Source organism: Mesorhizobium sp. B2-1-3 (assembly GCF_006442495.1).
In the GTDB taxonomy this organism is placed as follows: domain Bacteria; phylum Pseudomonadota; class Alphaproteobacteria; order Rhizobiales; family Rhizobiaceae; genus Mesorhizobium.
This window is the reverse complement of sequence record NZ_VFWL01000021.1, coordinates 1-16,963: the sequence shown is the minus strand read 5'-3', so window position 1 is coordinate 16,963 and position 16,963 is coordinate 1. Positions and strand designations below refer to the sequence as shown.

At 63.2% G+C, this 16,963-nt stretch carries 18 protein-coding genes; 12 read left to right on the top strand and 6 right to left on the bottom strand.

Features of this window, described 5'->3' with window-relative positions; translation table 11 throughout:
- Positions 1 to 174: 174 nt before the first annotated feature.
- On the top strand, positions 175 to 1,086 hold the full coding sequence (gene rpoH, locus FJ973_RS26565) for an RNA polymerase sigma factor RpoH (protein ID WP_027023478.1): 912 nt from the start codon (positions 175 to 177) through the stop codon (positions 1,084 to 1,086).
- Between the two features lie 85 nt (positions 1,087 to 1,171).
- On the opposite strand, the gene FJ973_RS26560 is transcribed toward rpoH, so the two are convergent.
- The 4 genes from FJ973_RS26560 to FJ973_RS26545 all read right to left on the bottom strand — a co-directional run bounded on the left by FJ973_RS26560 (position 1,172) and on the right by FJ973_RS26545 (position 3,764).
- The gene (locus FJ973_RS26560; RefSeq protein ID WP_140500555.1) at positions 1,172 to 2,044 is read right to left on the bottom strand and encodes an MBL fold metallo-hydrolase; all 873 of its coding nucleotides are present in this window, start codon (positions 2,042 to 2,044) and stop codon (positions 1,172 to 1,174) included.
- Positions 2,045 to 2,292: 248 nt separating this feature from the next.
- On the bottom strand, positions 2,293 to 2,952 hold the full coding sequence (locus tag FJ973_RS26555) for a peroxiredoxin (protein WP_140500553.1): 660 nt from the start codon (positions 2,950 to 2,952) through the stop codon (positions 2,293 to 2,295).
- A gap of 169 nt (positions 2,953 to 3,121) precedes the next feature.
- A complete protein-coding gene (locus FJ973_RS26550) occupies positions 3,122 to 3,487 on the bottom strand; it encodes a cell division protein ZapA (protein ID WP_140500552.1) in 366 nt (121 codons plus the stop codon).
- A gap of 4 nt (positions 3,488 to 3,491) precedes the next feature.
- Entirely contained in the window at positions 3,492 to 3,764 is a 273-nt protein-coding gene (locus FJ973_RS26545; RefSeq protein WP_140500550.1) for a DUF4164 domain-containing protein, read from the bottom strand.
- Positions 3,765 to 4,023: 259 nt separating this feature from the next.
- Between FJ973_RS26545 and tkt the strand changes: the two genes are divergently transcribed.
- The 7 genes from tkt to FJ973_RS26510 all read left to right on the top strand — a co-directional run bounded on the left by tkt (position 4,024) and on the right by FJ973_RS26510 (position 13,551).
- Positions 4,024 to 6,015, top strand: a complete 1,992-nt coding sequence (gene tkt / locus FJ973_RS26540) for a transketolase (RefSeq protein ID WP_140558421.1) — start codon at positions 4,024 to 4,026, stop codon at positions 6,013 to 6,015.
- A gap of 211 nt (positions 6,016 to 6,226) precedes the next feature.
- On the top strand, positions 6,227 to 7,237 hold the full coding sequence (gene gap / locus FJ973_RS26535) for a type I glyceraldehyde-3-phosphate dehydrogenase (protein ID WP_140500546.1): 1,011 nt from the start codon (positions 6,227 to 6,229) through the stop codon (positions 7,235 to 7,237).
- A 213-nt stretch (positions 7,238 to 7,450) separates the two neighbouring features.
- Positions 7,451 to 9,334, top strand: a complete 1,884-nt coding sequence (locus FJ973_RS26530) for a potassium/proton antiporter (protein WP_140558420.1) — start codon at positions 7,451 to 7,453, stop codon at positions 9,332 to 9,334.
- 155 nt (positions 9,335 to 9,489) lie between these two features.
- Complete coding sequence (locus tag FJ973_RS26525) at positions 9,490 to 10,686, top strand: phosphoglycerate kinase (RefSeq protein WP_140558418.1); 1,197 nt, start codon at positions 9,490 to 9,492, stop codon at positions 10,684 to 10,686.
- Positions 10,687 to 10,811: 125 nt separating this feature from the next.
- Complete coding sequence (locus FJ973_RS26520; RefSeq protein ID WP_140558417.1) at positions 10,812 to 11,837, top strand: class I fructose-bisphosphate aldolase; 1,026 nt, start codon at positions 10,812 to 10,814, stop codon at positions 11,835 to 11,837.
- A 167-nt stretch (positions 11,838 to 12,004) separates the two neighbouring features.
- A complete protein-coding gene (locus FJ973_RS26515) occupies positions 12,005 to 12,736 on the top strand; it encodes a thioredoxin family protein (RefSeq protein ID WP_140517874.1) in 732 nt (243 codons plus the stop codon).
- A gap of 98 nt (positions 12,737 to 12,834) precedes the next feature.
- Entirely contained in the window at positions 12,835 to 13,551 is a 717-nt protein-coding gene (locus FJ973_RS26510) for an SGNH/GDSL hydrolase family protein (RefSeq protein ID WP_140500537.1), read from the top strand.
- Between the two features lie 81 nt (positions 13,552 to 13,632).
- On the opposite strand, the gene FJ973_RS26505 is transcribed toward FJ973_RS26510, so the two are convergent.
- Both FJ973_RS26505 and FJ973_RS26500 read right to left on the bottom strand, forming a co-directional pair.
- Complete coding sequence (locus tag FJ973_RS26505; RefSeq protein WP_181165425.1) at positions 13,633 to 13,812, bottom strand: hypothetical protein; 180 nt, start codon at positions 13,810 to 13,812, stop codon at positions 13,633 to 13,635.
- A 97-nt stretch (positions 13,813 to 13,909) separates the two neighbouring features.
- Positions 13,910 to 14,857, bottom strand: a complete 948-nt coding sequence (locus tag FJ973_RS26500; protein WP_140517873.1) for a ring-cleaving dioxygenase — start codon at positions 14,855 to 14,857, stop codon at positions 13,910 to 13,912.
- 311 nt (positions 14,858 to 15,168) lie between these two features.
- Between FJ973_RS26500 and FJ973_RS26495 the strand changes: the two genes are divergently transcribed.
- The 4 genes from FJ973_RS26495 to FJ973_RS26480 all read left to right on the top strand — a co-directional run.
- Positions 15,169 to 15,336, top strand: coding sequence for a hypothetical protein (locus tag FJ973_RS26495; protein ID WP_140500534.1), 168 nt, complete (start codon positions 15,169 to 15,171; stop codon positions 15,334 to 15,336).
- An 84-nt stretch (positions 15,337 to 15,420) separates the two neighbouring features.
- Positions 15,421 to 16,011 carry a DJ-1/PfpI family protein gene (locus FJ973_RS26490; RefSeq protein ID WP_140517872.1) on the top strand — a complete coding sequence of 197 codons (591 nt, stop codon included), beginning with the start codon at positions 15,421 to 15,423 and terminating at the stop codon, positions 16,009 to 16,011.
- Positions 16,012 to 16,066: 55 nt separating this feature from the next.
- On the top strand, positions 16,067 to 16,510 hold the full coding sequence (locus tag FJ973_RS26485; RefSeq protein WP_224655904.1) for a hypothetical protein: 444 nt from the start codon (positions 16,067 to 16,069) through the stop codon (positions 16,508 to 16,510).
- Positions 16,511 to 16,590: 80 nt separating this feature from the next.
- Positions 16,591 to 16,963: HTH domain-containing protein (locus FJ973_RS26480; protein ID WP_127307964.1), on the top strand; the 373-nt coding region annotated here is incomplete at its 3' end.

Below are 16,963 nucleotides of genomic sequence, written 5' to 3'. Positions count from 1 at the left end.
AACCTGACTGGCGTTGTTCACTTCAGCGTGACACACTGTTTCGTGTTGAACAAATGCCTGTCTTTTCTGGTTTTGTTCCTGTATATATCTGATGTCGCGAGCGAGCCTTTGGTGCTCGCGTCACATGCCCGCCGCGTTTCGGGGGCATCACTCCAATAGAGAGGGGGCGCTATCATGGCCCAGTCACTACCCAGTATCGTTTCCGGCGAAGGCGGCCTCAGCCGCTACCTGGAAGAGATCCGCCGCTTTCCGATGCTTCAGCCGCAAGAAGAGTACATGCTCGCCAAGCGTTATGCCGAGCATGAGGACACTTCCGCAGCGCACAAGCTCGTCACCAGCCATTTGCGGCTCGTCGCCAAGATCGCCATGGGCTATCGCGGCTACGGCCTGCCGATTGGCGAAGTGATCTCGGAAGGCAATGTCGGCCTGATGCAGGCCGTCAAGAAATTCGAGCCAGAGCGTGGCTTCCGCCTCGCGACCTACGCCATGTGGTGGATCAAGGCCTCGATCCAGGAATACATCCTGCGCTCGTGGAGCCTGGTCAAGATGGGCACGACCGCCAACCAGAAGCGTCTGTTCTTCAACCTGCGCAAGGTGAAGGGCAAGATTCAGGCGCTTGACGACGGCGACCTCAAGCCCGACCAGATCGCCGAAATCGCCACGAGGCTGAACGTCTCGGAAGCGGAAGTCGTGTCGATGAACCGCCGCCTGTCGGGCGACGCCTCACTCAACGCGCCGATCCGGGCGACGGAAGGCGAGTCCGGCGAATGGCAGGACTGGCTGGTCGACGACCACGAAAGCCAGGAAGAGATGCTGATCGAGCAGGACGAGCTGGAAAACCGGCGCGGCATGCTGTCGGGTGCTCTTGCGGTGCTCAACGAACGCGAACGGCGCATCTTCGAGGCGCGCCGCCTCGCCGATGAGCCGCTGACCCTGGAAGAACTGTCGGCTGAGTTCGACATCAGCCGCGAGCGCGTGCGCCAGATCGAAGTGCGCGCTTTCGAGAAGGTGCAGGATGCCGTCAAGGCCGCCGCCAAGCGCCAGACCCAGGCGCTGCGCACCATCGAGGCGCAGCCGGCGGCTTAAAGCCGGCATCGGCAACAAGATAAAACGGCGGCGTCAGGAGACTGGCGCCGCCTTTTTGTATACCGCAGCGGGTGCTGTGATTGCTTCAAAGCCCATCCAGCGGAAATTTCAGATACCGTCGGCCATTGGCTTCCGGTTCCGGCAGGCGTCCGCCATTCATGTTGACCTGCAGCGCATGCAGGATCAGCCTCGGCATCGGCAATGTCCGGTCGCGCGCCTCGCGCAGGGCAACGAATTCGGCCTCGCCGCGCGCGGCGGCAAGATGTATGTTGTCGGCTTTCTGCGCGGCAACCGTGCTCTCCCATAACGCCTGGCGCCCGCCGGGCTGATAATCATGGCCGACAAAGACGCGCGTGTCCTCCGGCAGGGCCAGAATGCCCTGGATCGAGTGCCACAGGCGCGCGGCGCTGCCGCCGGGAAAATCCGTCCTTGCCGTGCCGCTGTCGGGCATGAACAGCGTGTCGTGAACAAAGGCTGCATCCCCGATCACATAGGTGATCGACGCCAGCGTGTGCCCGGGCGAGAAAAGCACCCTTGCTGGAAGCGTTCCCACCCGAAAAACCTCGCCGTCGCCGAACAGCCGGTCCCACTGCGAGCCGTCGGCGGGGAAATCCGGCCAGTTGTAGATCGCCTTCCACAATTTCTGGACCTCGACGATCCTCTCGCCGATCGCCGTCGGCGCCGCGGTCCTTTGCTTCAGGTACTGCGCGGCCGAGAAATGATCGGCATGCGGATGGGTGTCGAGAATCCATTCGACGCTCAGTCCCTCCGCCCTGACGAAATCCAGCAGCGCATCGGCATTGGCTGTCGAAACTGCGCCGGACTTCTCGTCGAAGTCGAGGACCGGATCGATTATGGCACACCGCTTCGTCACCCGGTCGGCGACGACATACTGGATGGCGCCGGTCGGCTTGTCGTGGAAACCGGTGACCTCAGGCTTTGCCGAACCTATGTCCAATCCGACGTCCCCTCCGTTAGCCAGACAGGAATGATTTTCTCTGCCAGAGCAACATAAGAGCATGCTTGTCTAGCGGGGCCCTGCCGTCAAGCACGCCTTGCCAGAAAAGCGACGGAAGTCGAAAAATGCCGGCCAGGCAACTGGAGCAATTCCAAGCGGTTTCCCGGGAAAGGCGCGTGGCGCTTTGCCCAAGGAATTGCGCAAAAACAAAGAGATGGTTCGCCGTTTCCGTGAACCGGAGAGCCGCTTTACGCGGAAGGCTGCTTGGTCTTCCTGAGATAGGGCAGGATGGTCTCGTAGGCGCCGAAGCGCTTGATGGCGTCCTCGTTGGAAACGGCCGCGGTGATGATGACGTCCTCGCCCTGTTTCCAGTTCGCCGGCGTCGCCACCTGGTGCTTGGCGGTCAGTTGCATGGAATCGACCGCGCGCAGGATCTCGTCAAAGTTGCGGCCCGTGGTCATCGGATAGGTCAGCACCAGCTTGATCTTCTTGTCGGGCCCAATGACATAGACCGAACGCACGGTGGCATTGTCGGCGGGCGTGCGGCCTTCCGAGGTCTCGCCGGCACCGGCAGGCAGCATGTCGTAAAGCTTGGCGACCTTGAGATCCTTGTCGCCGATCAGCGGATAGTTCACCGAATGGCCGGTCGCCGTCTTGATATCGTCCTGCCATTTGCCGTGGCTTTCGACCGGATCGACCGAAATGCCGATGATCTTGACGTTGCGCTTCTTGAACTCGCCCTCGAGCCCCGCCATCGTGCCCAACTCGGTCGTGCAGACGGGAGTGAAATTCTTCGGGTGGCTGAACAGCACCGCCCAGCCGTCACCGATCCACTGGTGAAAGCTGATCGGTCCTTGCGTGGTCTCGGCGGTGAAATCCGGGGCGATATCGTTGATGCGAAGGCTCATGTTGTTTCCCTACCCTTGAAATGTTGCCGGCAACGGCTGGCGAGCGCTCAAATCTTTTTAACACCTCGGCGGCAACCCACAAATGCCTAAAGCCACAGGCGCCCGTCGCGCCCGCGAAAAAATTTCTCTTCTTGCCGCCAAGTTCGGCAGGAATTTCCGAGGAGACCGCTTATGCCTTGTTGACGGCCAGCGTCGCCGCAAGATCTTCCATGCGCTGCGCCAGCGCGCCAAGCGCGTTGGTCAGCACGCTGTCGCTCTTGTCGGCCTTGGTCAGCGCCTCGTCGCGGGTCTTGCGCAAGGTCAGCACTTCGCTTTCCATGCCCTTGACGCGCTTCTGCAGCTCCGAGAGTTCATCCATGACCATGATGCCGGCCATGACCGTCAGCCGCTGGTCGCCGATCTCGCCGAATGAATCCTTCAGATGCGAGACGTAGCGGTCGAAACGCTCGGCGAGATCGATCAGATGCTCTTCCTGGCCTTCGTCGCAGGCCATCCGATACTGCTTGCCGTCGATGGAAACCGTGACCTGTGCCATCAGCCTACCTATCCAACACAGCGCGGATGGTTTCCATGGCGGTCACCAGTCGTCGCGACACTTCCTTGTTGGCATCCTCCAGCCGCTCGGCGCGCGCCTCGGAACTGTCGAGCTCCTGCGCCAGCCGCGAGCGGTCGGCATTCATCCGCTGCACCTCGGCCTCGGCTTCCGAATAATCGCGCTCATGCTCGAGCTTGGCCGCGACGGCGTTTTCCAGGCCTTCCATGGCCTTGCCCAGCCTTGCGATGACTTCCTTGAGTGTCGTTTCCCCGGTCATGGCCTCGTCCTGTGCCCTGCCCATCACCGAATCGCTCGCGTTCAGAACGCGTTATCTCTGAAACATTAGGCACCGGGTGAAGGCGACGTCAACAAAGCTCTCGCGACTGTCCCCTGCTAACGCTAATATAGGCCTGCCCGCGGCATCACAAGGCCGGCAAATGCGCACCGGTTTGTTGACTAAAAGTGCGCGCCTGCTATGTGTCGCGCACGTTTTTCAAGGGCTCTCCCAAGGCCCCGAACCCCACCCCGGAGGAACCATGACGTCGCGTGAACAACATGACCGGATGGCCAATGCGATCCGCTTTCTCTCCATGGACGCGGTCGAGAAGGCGAACTCCGGCCATCCCGGCCTGCCCATGGGCTGCGCCGACATTGCCACGGTGCTGTTCACCCGTTTCCTGAAATTCGACGCCAAGGCGCCGCATTGGGCCGACCGCGACCGCTTCATCCTGTCGGCCGGCCATGGCTCGATGCTGCTCTACTCGCTGCTCTACCTGACCGGCTACGAAGACATGACGATCGACCAGATCAAGCACTTCCGCCAGTTGGGCTCGAAAACCGCCGGCCATCCCGAATATGGCCACGCCGCCGGCATCGAAACGACCACCGGCCCGCTCGGCCAGGGCCTTGCCAATTCTGTCGGGTTCGCGCTCGGCGAGCGCATCATGAACGCCGCCTTCGGCAACGACCTCGTCAGCCACTACACCTATGTGCTGGCCGGCGACGGCTGCCTGATGGAAGGTGTCTCCCAGGAGGCGATCGCGCTTGCCGGGCACCTCAAGCTCAACAAGCTGATCGTGTTCTGGGACAACAACAACATCTCGATCGACGGCCCGGTGTCGCTGGCTGACAATACCGACCAGGTCGCGCGCTTCCAGGCTTCCGGTTGGAACGCCAGCCACATCGACGGCACGGATCCGGAAGCCATCGCCTATGCGATCGAAGCCGCCCGCCATTCCGACAAGCCGACGATGATCGCCTGCAAGACGACCATCGGCTTCGGCGCCCCGACCAAGGCCGGCACCAACAAGGCGCACGGCTCGCCCCTCGGCGCCAACGAGATCGCCGGCGCGCGCAAGTTCTTCAACTGGGAGTCACCCCCCTTCGAGGTTCCAGCCGACATCCTCGATGCCTGGCGCACGGCCGGCACGGCCGGCGCCGAGGCGCGCGCCGACTGGGAAGGTCGCCTCGCCAAGACCGACGCCAAGCTCAGGGCAGAGTTCGAGCGCCGCGTTGCCGGCAAGCTGCCGTCCAACTTCGACGCCGTCATTGCCGACTACAAAAAGAAGCTCTCCGCCGACAAGCCGAAGGTCGCCACCCGCAAATCTTCCGAAATGGCGCTGGAAGTCATCAACGGCGCCGTGCCCGAAACCATCGGCGGCTCGGCCGATCTCACCGGCTCCAACAACACCAAGACCAGCCAGACCAAGAACATCACCCCGGACGACTACGGCCAGCGCTATGTCCACTACGGCATCCGCGAACACGGCATGGCTGCCGCCATCAACGGGCTGACGCTGCATGGCGGCCTGATCGCCTATGGCGGCACTTTCCTGTGCTTCTCCGACTACGCCCGCCCCTCGATGCGGCTGGCCTCGCTGATGGGCATCCGCTCGATCTTCGTCATGACCCATGATTCCATCGGTCTCGGCGAAGACGGCCCGACCCATCAGCCGGTCGAGCATGTGGCGGCACTGCGCGCCATCCCCAACCACAACGTGTTCCGTCCGGCGGACGCGGTCGAGACCGCCGAATGCTGGCAGTTGGCCCTTGAATCGGAAAAGACGCCGTCAACGCTGGCGCTGACCCGACAGAACCTGCCGACCGTGCGCACCGAATTCACAGAGAAGAACCTGAGCAGCCAGGGCGCCTATGAGCTCGCCGCCGCCAGCGGCGAAGCCGCGGTGACGATCTTCGCCACGGGTTCGGAAGTCGAGATCGCGCTCGGCGCCCGCGACCTCCTGGAGAAGCACGGCCATCCGACCCGCGTCGTTTCGGTTCCTTGCTTCGAACTTTTCGATAAGCAGGGCGAGGACTACCGCCGCAAGACGATCGGCAATGCGAAGGTGAAGATGGCGATCGAAGCCGGCATCCGCCAGGGCTGGGATCACCTCATCGGCTCCGATGGCATCTTCATCGGCATGACCGGCTTCGGCGCCTCGGGAACGATCGAGCAGCTCTATCCGCATTTCGGCATCACCGCCGAGGCGGCCGCCAAGGCGGCGGAAGCCCGCCTGCATGGCAAGTAAGGCCGTGCTTGTTGCCCAAAAGTGTATCTCGATTTTGGGACAGCGACATGTATGAAACAAGAACGCTCGGCGAAACCGCGTACAGCGGTTCCGCCGGACTGGCCTGACCTAATCGATTTAAATCCACGTCGCCGCGGCTGGATTCTTTCCGCTTCCGCCGCTATGAAGCTGCGGACCAATCGTCTGCCCTCCAGCTCCCAAGGAGAGAAAAATGACCGTCAGAGTTGCCATCAACGGATTCGGCCGCATCGGCCGCAACATCCTGCGCGCCATCCATGAATCCGGCCGCAAGGACATCGACGTCGTCGCCGTCAACGACCTCGGCCCGGTTGAAACCAACGCCCACCTCCTGCGCTACGACAGCGTACACGGCCGCTTCCCGCACGAAGTATCGGTTTCCGGCGACCAGATCACCGTCGGCAAGGAGACGTTCAAGGTCACCGCGATCAAGGATCCGACCCAGCTGCCGTGGAAGGAGCTCGGCGTCGACATCGCGCTCGAATGCACCGGCATCTTCACCGCCCGCGACAAGGCAGCCGCACACCTGACCGCCGGCGCCAAGCGCGTCCTCGTTTCGGCGCCCGGTGAAGGCGCCGACCTCACCGTCGTCTACGGCATCAATCACGACAAGCTGAACAAGGACCACATCGTCATCTCGAACGCGTCCTGCACCACCAATTGCCTGGCGCCGCTGGCCGCAGTCCTGCACGAGACGGTCGGCATCGAAAAGGGCATGATGACGACGATCCATTCCTACACCGGCGACCAGCCGACGCTGGACACCATGCACAAGGATCTCTACCGCGCCCGCGCCGCGGCACTCTCGCAGATCCCGACCTCGACCGGTGCCGCCAAGGCCATCGGCCTGGTGCTGCCCGAGCTCAAGGGCAAGCTCGACGGCATCTCGATCCGCGTGCCGACGCCGAACGTCTCGCTCGTCGACTTCAAGTTCATCGCCAAGCGCTCGACGTCGGCGCAGGAGATCAACGAGGCGGTGATCGCCGCCTCCAATGGCAAGCTCAAGGGCATCCTGTCGGTTACCCATCATCCGAACGTGTCGATCGACTTCAACCACGACCCGCACTCCTCGATCGTGGCGCTCGACCAGACCAAGGTGATGGACGGCAACTTCGTTTCGGTGCTGTCCTGGTACGACAATGAATGGGGCTTCTCCAATCGCATGGGCGATACCGCGGTCGCCTTCGGCAAGACCATCGCCTGATCGCGGGCCCATCTTCCAGAGACTTGAAACGCCCGGCTTGGTCCGGGCGTTTTTCGTCGGAATACTCGGCAAGGCGTCGCTTCGCTCCTGCTAAGCCGAAGGACGACGAACTTGTAGGGCTTCGGCCAAAAAACCGCTCTCCCGCCTTGCGCCGGCCATGCCTTCGCCCCACTCTTCCTTGAATCGAGAGAAGAGGCAGGGGACAAGTCACGGATGGAGCATGCGATCTATCTCGTCACGCTGGTGGGCACCGCGCTTGTCGTCGTCGCCGCGTTTTCGAGCCTGATCGCCTTCCGCTTCGGCGCACCGCTGCTGCTTCTGTTTCTCTGCATCGGGCTCGCCACCGGGACCGATGGCCTCGGCATCGAGTTCGACAACGCCCGCATCGCCTATTTTGCCGGCTCACTGGCGCTGGCGGTGATCCTGTTCGATTCCGGCTTCGGCACGCCGCTCAATGCCTTGCGGCAGGCAGCCGGGCCGGCGCTGTCGCTGGCCACATTCGGCGTGATCCTCACCACCGGCCTGTTCGGCGCCGCCGCCTACTATCTGCTCGATCTCACCTGGCTGGAATCCTTCCTGCTCGGTGCCGCCGTCGCCTCCACCGACGCGGCCGCCGTGTTCTTCCTTTTGCGCGCCGGCGAGATCAATCTGCGCGAGCGCGTGCGCTCCACGCTGGAGGTGGAATCCGGCACCAACGATCCGATCGCCATCTTCCTGACCATCACCCTGGTCGAGATCATAGCCGCCCATGCCGACCCCGAGGCCAATGTCCTGGTCACCAACCTCGTCCTCGGCTTCCTCATCAACATGGGCCTGGGCGCCATTGTCGGCGTGCTGGGGGGCCTCGCCATCGTGCGCCTCGTCGACCGGCTCAATCTCGACCATGGCCTGCTGCCGATCTTCGTGCTGACCCTGTCGCTGATGGTCTTCGCCGCCGCCGGCGCCATCGGCGGCTCCGGTTTCCTGGCGGTCTATCTTGCCGGTCTCGTCGCGGGTAATTCCGACATCCGCGCCGTCACTATCCTCAAGCGCTTCCAAGACGGCATGTCCTGGCTGGCGCAGATCATCATGTTCCTGATCCTCGGCCTGTTCGCGACGCCCTCGCAATTCCCGGCGATCATGGTGCCGGCGGTGCTGCTTGGCCTGTTCCTGATGTTCGTCGCCCGGCCGATCGCGGTCTGGCTTTGCCTGGTCCCGTTTCGTCTGCCGCGCCCCGAAGTCGCGTTTGTTTCCTGGGTCGGCCTGCGCGGCGCCGTCTCGATCCTGCTTGCCATCACTCCCTTGCTCGGCGGGCTGGAGAATGGCCGCACCATCTTCAACGCCGCCTTCATCATCGTCCTGGTGTCACTCGTCATCCAGGGCTGGACCGTTGGTCCGCTGGCGCGCCGTCTCGGCCTGATCGTGCCGGCGCGGCTCGGACCTCTGGACAAGGTCGAGCTCGAACTGCCGGGCTCGGCCCATCACGAACTCCTCGCCTACCGCGTCGCGCCGGGCAGCCCGGTGGCGCGCGGCGAGCGCATCCCTCGCTGGGCGCGGCCCTCGCTGGTGTTGCGCGATGGACGCTCGATGCGTTTCCAGGACATGGGCAGGCTTGCCGCCGGCGACCAGGTCTACATCTTCGTGCCGGACCGCTATCCACGCCTGCTCGACAAGCTGTTCGCCAGCCGCGCCGTCGTCGACCCCGAGGACGCCGATTTCTTCGGCGCCTTCGCCGTCGATCCGGCGCGTTCCGCTGCCGAACTGGAAGCCGCATACGCGCCGGGCCTGAGCGAGGCGGAACAGAAGCTCACCGTCGGCGCTCTGGTCACGGCGCGGCTCGGCGGCCACGTCGAATACGCCGACCGCGTGCTGATCGGCCCGATCGAGCTGATCGTGCGTGACGTCGACGACAAGGGCAGGATCACAGGCCTGGGCCTCTCCTTCGAACCGACCGCGCCCGTGGCGCGGGTACCGGTCTTCCTCAGCGCCGGCGAGATCGCCGACCGGATCAAAGCTTTCGTCCAAACCTGGCGCAAGCCGGTGGAAACACCGATCACCGCGGCACGCGCAGACGAGAAAACCGAGCCGGCGGTGGACAAGGCAACGACCGAAAGCTGACACGGCGATCCTTTGCGCCGCACCCATCCGCCTGCCGTGACGCTTCGCGACGTCGACGCCTTCGCCTTGAAAATTTCGCGCCCTCCCCAGCCAAGTCTTGCATCGTCGTCGGTGCGGGGTATGGTCCCGGCGATTTCTCAGCGAAAGGAACCAGCATGGCCAGCTTCAAGACACTGGACGATATCGGCAACATCAATGGCAAGCGCGTGCTGGTGCGCGTCGACCTCAACGTTCCGGTCGCTGACGGCAAGGTTACCGACACGACCCGCATCGAACGCATCGCGCCGACCATCGCTGAATTGTCAGGCAAGGGCGCCAAGGTCATCCTGCTCGCCCATTTCGGCCGGCCCAAGGACGGTCCCTCGCCGGAATTCTCGCTGGAGCCGATCGCCAGGGCGACGGCCGAGGTGCTTGGCCGTCCCGTGGGCTTTGCCGGCGACTGCGTCGGCGACACGGCGGGAAGTGCGGTCGCCGCCATGAACAAGGGCGACGTGCTGCTGCTCGAGAACACCCGCTTCTACAAGGCCGAGGAGAAGAACGACCCGGCCTTCACCGAACGGCTCGCCGCCAATGGCGATATCTTCGTCAACGACGCCTTCTCCGCTGCCCACCGGGCGCATTCCTCGACCGAGGGACTGGCGCATCTGTTGCCAGCCTTTGCCGGCCGCACCATGCAAGCCGAACTGGAAGCGCTGGAGAAGGGCCTTGGAAATCCTGTTCGCCCGGTGGTCGCCATCGTCGGCGGCGCCAAGGTCTCGACCAAGATCGACCTGCTGATGAACCTGGTCAAGAAAGTCGACGCGCTGGTCATCGGCGGCGGCATGGCCAACACCTTTCTCGCCGCACGCGGCACCGATGTCGGCAAGTCGCTGTGCGAGCACGACCTCGCCGCTACCGCCAAGCAGATCATGACCGAGGCGGCCGAGGCCGGCTGCGCCATCATCCTGCCCGTCGACGGCGTCGTGGCGAAGGAATTCAAGGGGGGCGCGGCCAGCGAAACCGTGGCCATCGCCGACGTGCCTGCGGATGGCATGATCCTCGATGTCGGCGAAAAGACCGTGAGGGCCGTTGCCGACTGGATCGACCGCGCCGCGACCTTGGTCTGGAACGGGCCGCTCGGCGCGTTCGAGATCGAACCCTTCGATCGCGCGACGATGGCGGCAGCCAGGCATGCGGCGGCGCGCACCAAGGCCGGCAAGCTGGTTTCGGTGGCCGGTGGCGGCGATACCGTGGCGGCGCTCAACCAGGCCGGGGTTGCCGACGATTTCACCTATGTCTCGACTGCCGGCGGCGCCTTCCTCGAATGGATGGAAGGCAAGCCGCTGCCGGGCGTCGACGTGCTCAAGCGTTGAGACGATCAACTCGAGGCGAGCGCGCGGCGTTGCCGGGACTTTCGATCGATTGGAGCTTTCCGGCGTCATTCCTTTGGCGGTAGTGTCCTGTCAGGCGCAGAACAACACCGTCAAGGAGTAGCACGATGAGCGAACGTCTCGAAGACATTGCCGCCGCGATGGTGGCCAACGGCAAGGGCCTGCTGGCCGCCGACGAAAGCTCGGGAACCATCAAGAAGCGCTTCGACGTCATCGGCGTCGAATCGACCGCGGACAGCCGGCGCGACTACCGCGAGATGATGTTCCGCACCAGTGACGCCATGACCAGGTATATTTCCGGCGTCATCCTTTACGACGAGACTATTCGGCAGAAAGCGGCCGATGGCACGCCGCTGGTCGATATCATCAAGGCTTCAGGCGCCATCCCCGGAATCAAGGTCGATGCCGGCGCCAAGCCCCTGGCCGGCTTTCCCGGCGACACGGTCACCGAGGGCCTCGACGGCCTGCGCGAGCGGCTCGCCGACTATTACAAGCTCGGCGCCCGCTTCGCCAAATGGCGTGCCGTGATCGACATCGACAAGGCAAAGGGCGTGCCGTCGGTCACCTCGATCAGCGCGAACACCCATGCGCTCGCCCGCTATGCGGCCCTTTGCCAGGAAGCCGGCATCGTGCCGATCGTCGAGCCGGAAGTGCTGATGGACGGCGCCCACGACATCGACACGTGCTATGAAATCTCGAGGGCGACGCTGACGAAGCTCTACGACGAGCTCTACGCGGCCCGGGTGGTGCTCGAGGGCACGATCCTGAAGCCCAACATGGTGCTGGCGGGCAGGAAGTCGGGCGCGGTGAGCAGCCCTGAAGAGGTCGCGGAAAAGACCATAAAACTGTTCCGTGAGGCCGTGCCGGCGGCGGTGCCGGGCATCGCCTTCCTCTCCGGCGGCCAGGAGGACGAGGAAGCGACCGCCAACCTCAACGCCATCAACGCCATCGGCCCGCATCCGTGGAAGCTGACCTTCTCCTATGGCCGCGCCCTGCAGGCTGCCCCGCAGAAGGCCTGGAGCGGCAAGGCATCCAATGTTGCCGCGGGTCAGGCCGCCTTCACCCACCGTGCCCACATGAACCATCTGGCGGCGCTTGGACAATGGAAGCCGAGCCTGGAGCAGGCTGCCTGACCACGGTTTTCCGTCTCTATCGGACCCGGGCCATGCGCCCGGGTTTTGCTGCGCTCCGCCGGACTTGGGATGAAGCGCCTCCATCCCTATTTCTCTCCAGCGCAGCCGGCGCGATGTCGGCTCATGCCCGTCCCGAACGTCCTTGGGATGAAGCCAGGGAGAGGTTCATGCATCGCAACAAGGTCGTTTCACGCGAGGATTGGTTCCGGGCACACAAAGCGCATCTGGCGCGCGAGAAGGAATTGACGCGATTTCGCGAGCGCATCGCGGCGGAACGGCGCGAATTGCCTTGGCTGAAGGTGAGAAAGGACTACGTCTTCGAAACCGAGCAGGGTCCAAGATGCCTGGCCGAACTGTTCGCCGGCCGCAGCCAGCTGATCGTCTATCATTTCGTGTTCGGGCCCGGGTCGACCCATCATTGCGAAAGCTGTGCGTTCGTCGCCGACCACATGGACGGCGCCAACCAGCATCTGAGACATCATGACGTGTCGCTTGTCGCGGTGTCACGCGCGCCGCTTGCCGAGCTGCTGCCCTACCGAGAGCGCATGGGTTGGAAATTCGACTGGGTCTCATCCTATGCCTCGGACTTCAACTTCGACATGCAGGTGTCGTTCACCGACAAGCAGATCGCATCCGGTGAAGCGATCTACAATTTCGAGACGCCCGTTCTGAAATCGAAAGACCTGCCGGGCACCACCGTGTTCTACCGGGACGAGACCGGCGACATCTTCCTGACCTTCATGTCGCGCGCCCGCGGCAGCGAACAGCTGATCGGCGCCTATCAATATCTCGACCTTGCGCCGAAAGGCCGCGACGAGACCGGGCCTTATAGAACCTTGATGGACTGGGTGCGGCTGCATGACCAGTATGGAAACAGGTCGCAAGCGGACAGGGCTTAGGCATTCAGCGATTCCATCGAACATTGGACGCTTGAAGGCGTCCGCCACCGGTGCAAGGATCGTTCACCTCCGGCGCAACATGCGTTAAATGCTGCTCGATGCGACGCTTTCCGGCTCTCCTCACTTGGCTCGCCTTCCCTGTCTATGTCTGGCAGGGGCTTGGCGTGCGCCGACGCACCTCGCGCATGCTGCCCGCGCAAGGCCCGGTCATGCATGAGATAGCCGGCGGCCAGCCGGCGGTCTGGCTGCTGGTGCTGGGCGATTCCTCCGCCGCCTCGGTCGGCATCGAAAAATCCGAGAATGGCCTGGCCGCGCAGCTGGCCGTCCTGATCTCGCAGCGAACCGGCCGCGCCGTGCGCTGGCGCGCCGCCGGGTTCAATTCGGCGACGTCGGGGCAGATCCGCGACCACGTCCTGCCCAATCTCTCGGCCGATCCGTGGACGCATATCGTGCTCGCCATTGGCACCAACGACACCAAGAATTTCCACTCCGTGCCCCGCTTCAAGAGGGCGTTCGGCGGTCTACTCTACGCCCTGCGCGCCAAATGGCCTGAGGCCCGCGTGGTGTGGTCTCCTGTGCTGGAGTTCACGCAAGCGCCAGCCATGCCGCCGCTGCTCGGCAAGATCCTGGAAATTCGCGCCGGTGAGATGAACCGGATGGGCAAACGTCTTTGCCTCGAACGCGGTGCGGTGCCGGCGCCGCGCTTGCCGATCACCAATCCCGAAGCCGGCTTCGCCTCGGACGGATTTCATGCATCGGAAGCCGGTTACCGGGCCTGGGCCGAGCACCTCGTCGGCTGCGTGATCGAAGAGTGATTGCCGCCGGCTCGTGCCGGCCCGATATTCCATCCTGCGCATTCCAGGCGGGAAACCGCCAGACACCTTCCTGGAACTGCGCTACGTCCAATGTCCAAGCACGGCCGTTATCGAAATGGCCGCCATGGCCAGGAGCGCCAGCTTCCAGAAGTCGCTGCGCCGTTTCAGCCCCGGCCAGCCGAGCGGCTTGATCAACTGGATGACCATGATGCCAAGGATGACGAGGGCGAGGAGTTTCGACATGCCGCCTTTGACCAGCATCGCGGTCGGCTGTCAAAGCGCGTCGTTCGTCGCTCGAATAAAATAGGCGCCGCGATCCGGACTGGAACGCGGCGCCAGCCTTTGATCGGGGAACGATCTACTTCAGCGGCTTGAGGCCGGCCTCGATCGAAGCGCGCTTCGATTCCAGGAATGGCGGCAGGGCCAACTTTTCGCCCAGCGTCTCCAGCGGTTCGTCGGCGGTGAACCCCGGCCCGTCAGTGGCGATCTCGAACAGGATGCCATTCGGCTCGCGGAAATAGAGGGAGCGGAAATAATAGCGCTCGACCTCGCCGCTCGACGGCAGACGGAATTCGGCCAGCCGCGCCGTCCATTGATGCAGCGTCTCCTGGTCCGGCGCCCTGAAGGCGACGTGATGAACCGCACCGGCACCTTGCCTTGCCGGCGCCAGTCCCGGCTGCACCAGGACGTGCAATTCCGCCGCCGGCCCACCCTCGCCCATTTCAAAGACCTGAACCTGGCCCTCCGGCGAGGCATAGTCTCGGACCTTGCGCATGTTCATCACTTGCGTCACCACTGCTTCGGTATTGGTGAGGTCGGGAACGCTGATGACGATCGGCCCGAGCCCGCGGATCTGGTGTTCGACCGGCACGCGGCTTTGCGCCCAGGGGCGGCTGTCGCCCTTGCCGTCATCGCTGACGAGGCGCAGACGCTGGCCCTCGGGGTCCTCGAAATCCAGGCTGGCGTAGCCACCGATGTCGGCAATCTCACTCGTGACGATATTTTCGTCAGTCAAGTGTTGCTTCCACCAGGCAAGGCTGTCCTGGCCACCAACCCTGAGGCTGGTCCGGACAATGCTGTGGGTGCCGCGTCGCTCGCGGCCGACCGGCCAGTCGAAGAAAGTAAGGTCGGTGCCCGGCGTCGCTTCGCCATCGGCATAGAAGAGGTGGTAGGCTGAGGTATCGTCCTGGTTCACCGTCTTCTTGACCAGCCGCAAACCCAGCACCCTTGTATAGAAATGAAGATTTCCACGCGCATTGGCGGTGATGGCGGTCAGATGGTGAATTCCTGTCAGTTGAAGGCTCATGGTCGTCTCCCTGTTTTTGGGGAAGAATTTTCTCCTTCCATATCAGAACTTCGGATCCCGGGCTGGAGACCACGTATCCTGACAGTCCGTCGCCAAAGGCTGAACAATGGATCATGACCAGGCATTGCATTAGTGAACAATCTCGGCCTTCTAAACCTGCTTCGGGCCGCGGTCTGATGCAGTGAAAACGATACCTTTCACAGGGATAACGCACCGATCGCAACTATTATCCAGGCCCTGCCATCCTCCTGACAGACTGCTGTCAGGAGGGGTGTGCGATACTGTCTTCATTCACAGAGAGGAGACTAGCCATGACCGGTTCCACCATTCTGCGCGGCATGCAGCACTATGTCGGCAAGATTCGTACGATGCGCAACGAGATCCGCACCCAGCGGTTCATCAACTCGCTGCCGGCGGACATTCGCAAGGATATCGGCTGGCCGGACATGTATGCCGAACGTCGCCTTCGCGACAATTGAGACGAATTTTTCGGCAAAGCGGTTGGATGTAGGCGCCCCAACGCCCAGATGATAAGTCCGGCACGCGAGGGACGGAGCGAGCGTATGCCCAAGCAGAAGACAATTGGCCTTCTTTTCATAGACGGCTTCGCCGACTGGGAATATGGCCTGCTGGCCGCCTCGGCGGTCGAATGGTTCGGCGCCCGCGCGGTTTCGCTGACACCCGATGGCAGGCCGGTGAGCGGGATCAGCGGTTTCCGGCTGACGCCCGACCGCTCGGCCGGCGCCGATGAAAATGCCGATCTCGATGCCATCGCCGTCATTGGCTCCGACCGATGGGCGGGCGAGGCGCCGCCCGAGGTGGCGGAATTGCTCAGGGACGTTGCGATGCGGGATGGTGTCGTCGGCGGTATCTGCGCCGGAACGCTGGCGCTGGCCCGAGCCGGCATGTTCGAGAAGGCGAGGCACACCAGCAATGGCCGTGACTGGATCAATCGCCACATTGCTGGCTATGCTGGCGATCACAATTATCAGGACGTGCCGCATGCCGTGTCCGATGGCAAGATCGTTTCCGCGCCAGGTTCGGCGCCCGGCACCTTCGCGCTGGCTTTCCTGAAGACGCTCTATCCTGAACGAAACGGCGAACTTGCCGAGATGCGGACGCTGTTCGCCAGGGAGTATGCTGAACCTTCCTGACAGAATGGTGTCAGGAGCGCCATGCCATAGATGCGAGCGGTGAACAGGACGAGCGATGAAGAGCTGGACCGACAGATTGAACACGCCGGGGGTCAACGGCATCAGACCGGCCCCGCGCACGGTGGCAGATGGAGTCGAAGACCAGACGACGCTGGTGCCGACGGCGCAACAGGTCGACGAATTCATCCGCTCGATTCCCGAAGGCGTCGAGATGGACGTTCGCGTGCTGCGCACGGCGCTTCCCTTTGAACGTGGCGCCGAAGTGACATGCCCGGTCGCGATCGGCTATCATCGGCGTACCGTTGCCGAAGCAGCCATTGAGTATCTCGGGCGCGGCATGACGCTGAGCGATGTCGCGCCTTTCTGGCGCGAGCTCGATGCCAATGACGCCGACAACGAGGAAATTGTCCTTCGGCGCGGAATTTGTGGCCGCGCAGCGCAAGTGCGAAGGCTTGAAACCATGATGCATGCCGCCGAGTGTTCTGCGGTTTCGGAATAAAGGCATGCGCAAGAACACGATGCATGCAGCCCAACCGGTTTTGGGCGACATGCATAGGAACAACATCGAGGGACCATACGATGCGACGCGCCGACAGGCTCTTCCAGATCGTGCAGCATTTGCGCGGTGGCCGTCTGGTCACCGCGCAGAAGCTTGGCACATGGCTCGAGGTTTCCGAGCGAACCATCTATCGCGACATAGCCGACCTTCAGTCGACCGGAGTGCCGATCGATGGGGAAGCGGGCGTCGGCTACATGATGAGGGAGGGTTTCGACCTTCCACCGCTGATGTTCACGCGTGACGAGATCGTGGCGCTGGTCGCCGGCGCCCGCATGGTGCGTGCCTTTGGCGGTGCGGCCATGGCCCGGGCCGCTGATGAGGCTTTGGTCAAGATCGGCGCGGTGCTGCCCGATGCCGAAAAGGACCGTATCGCTCGCACCGAGATCCACACGC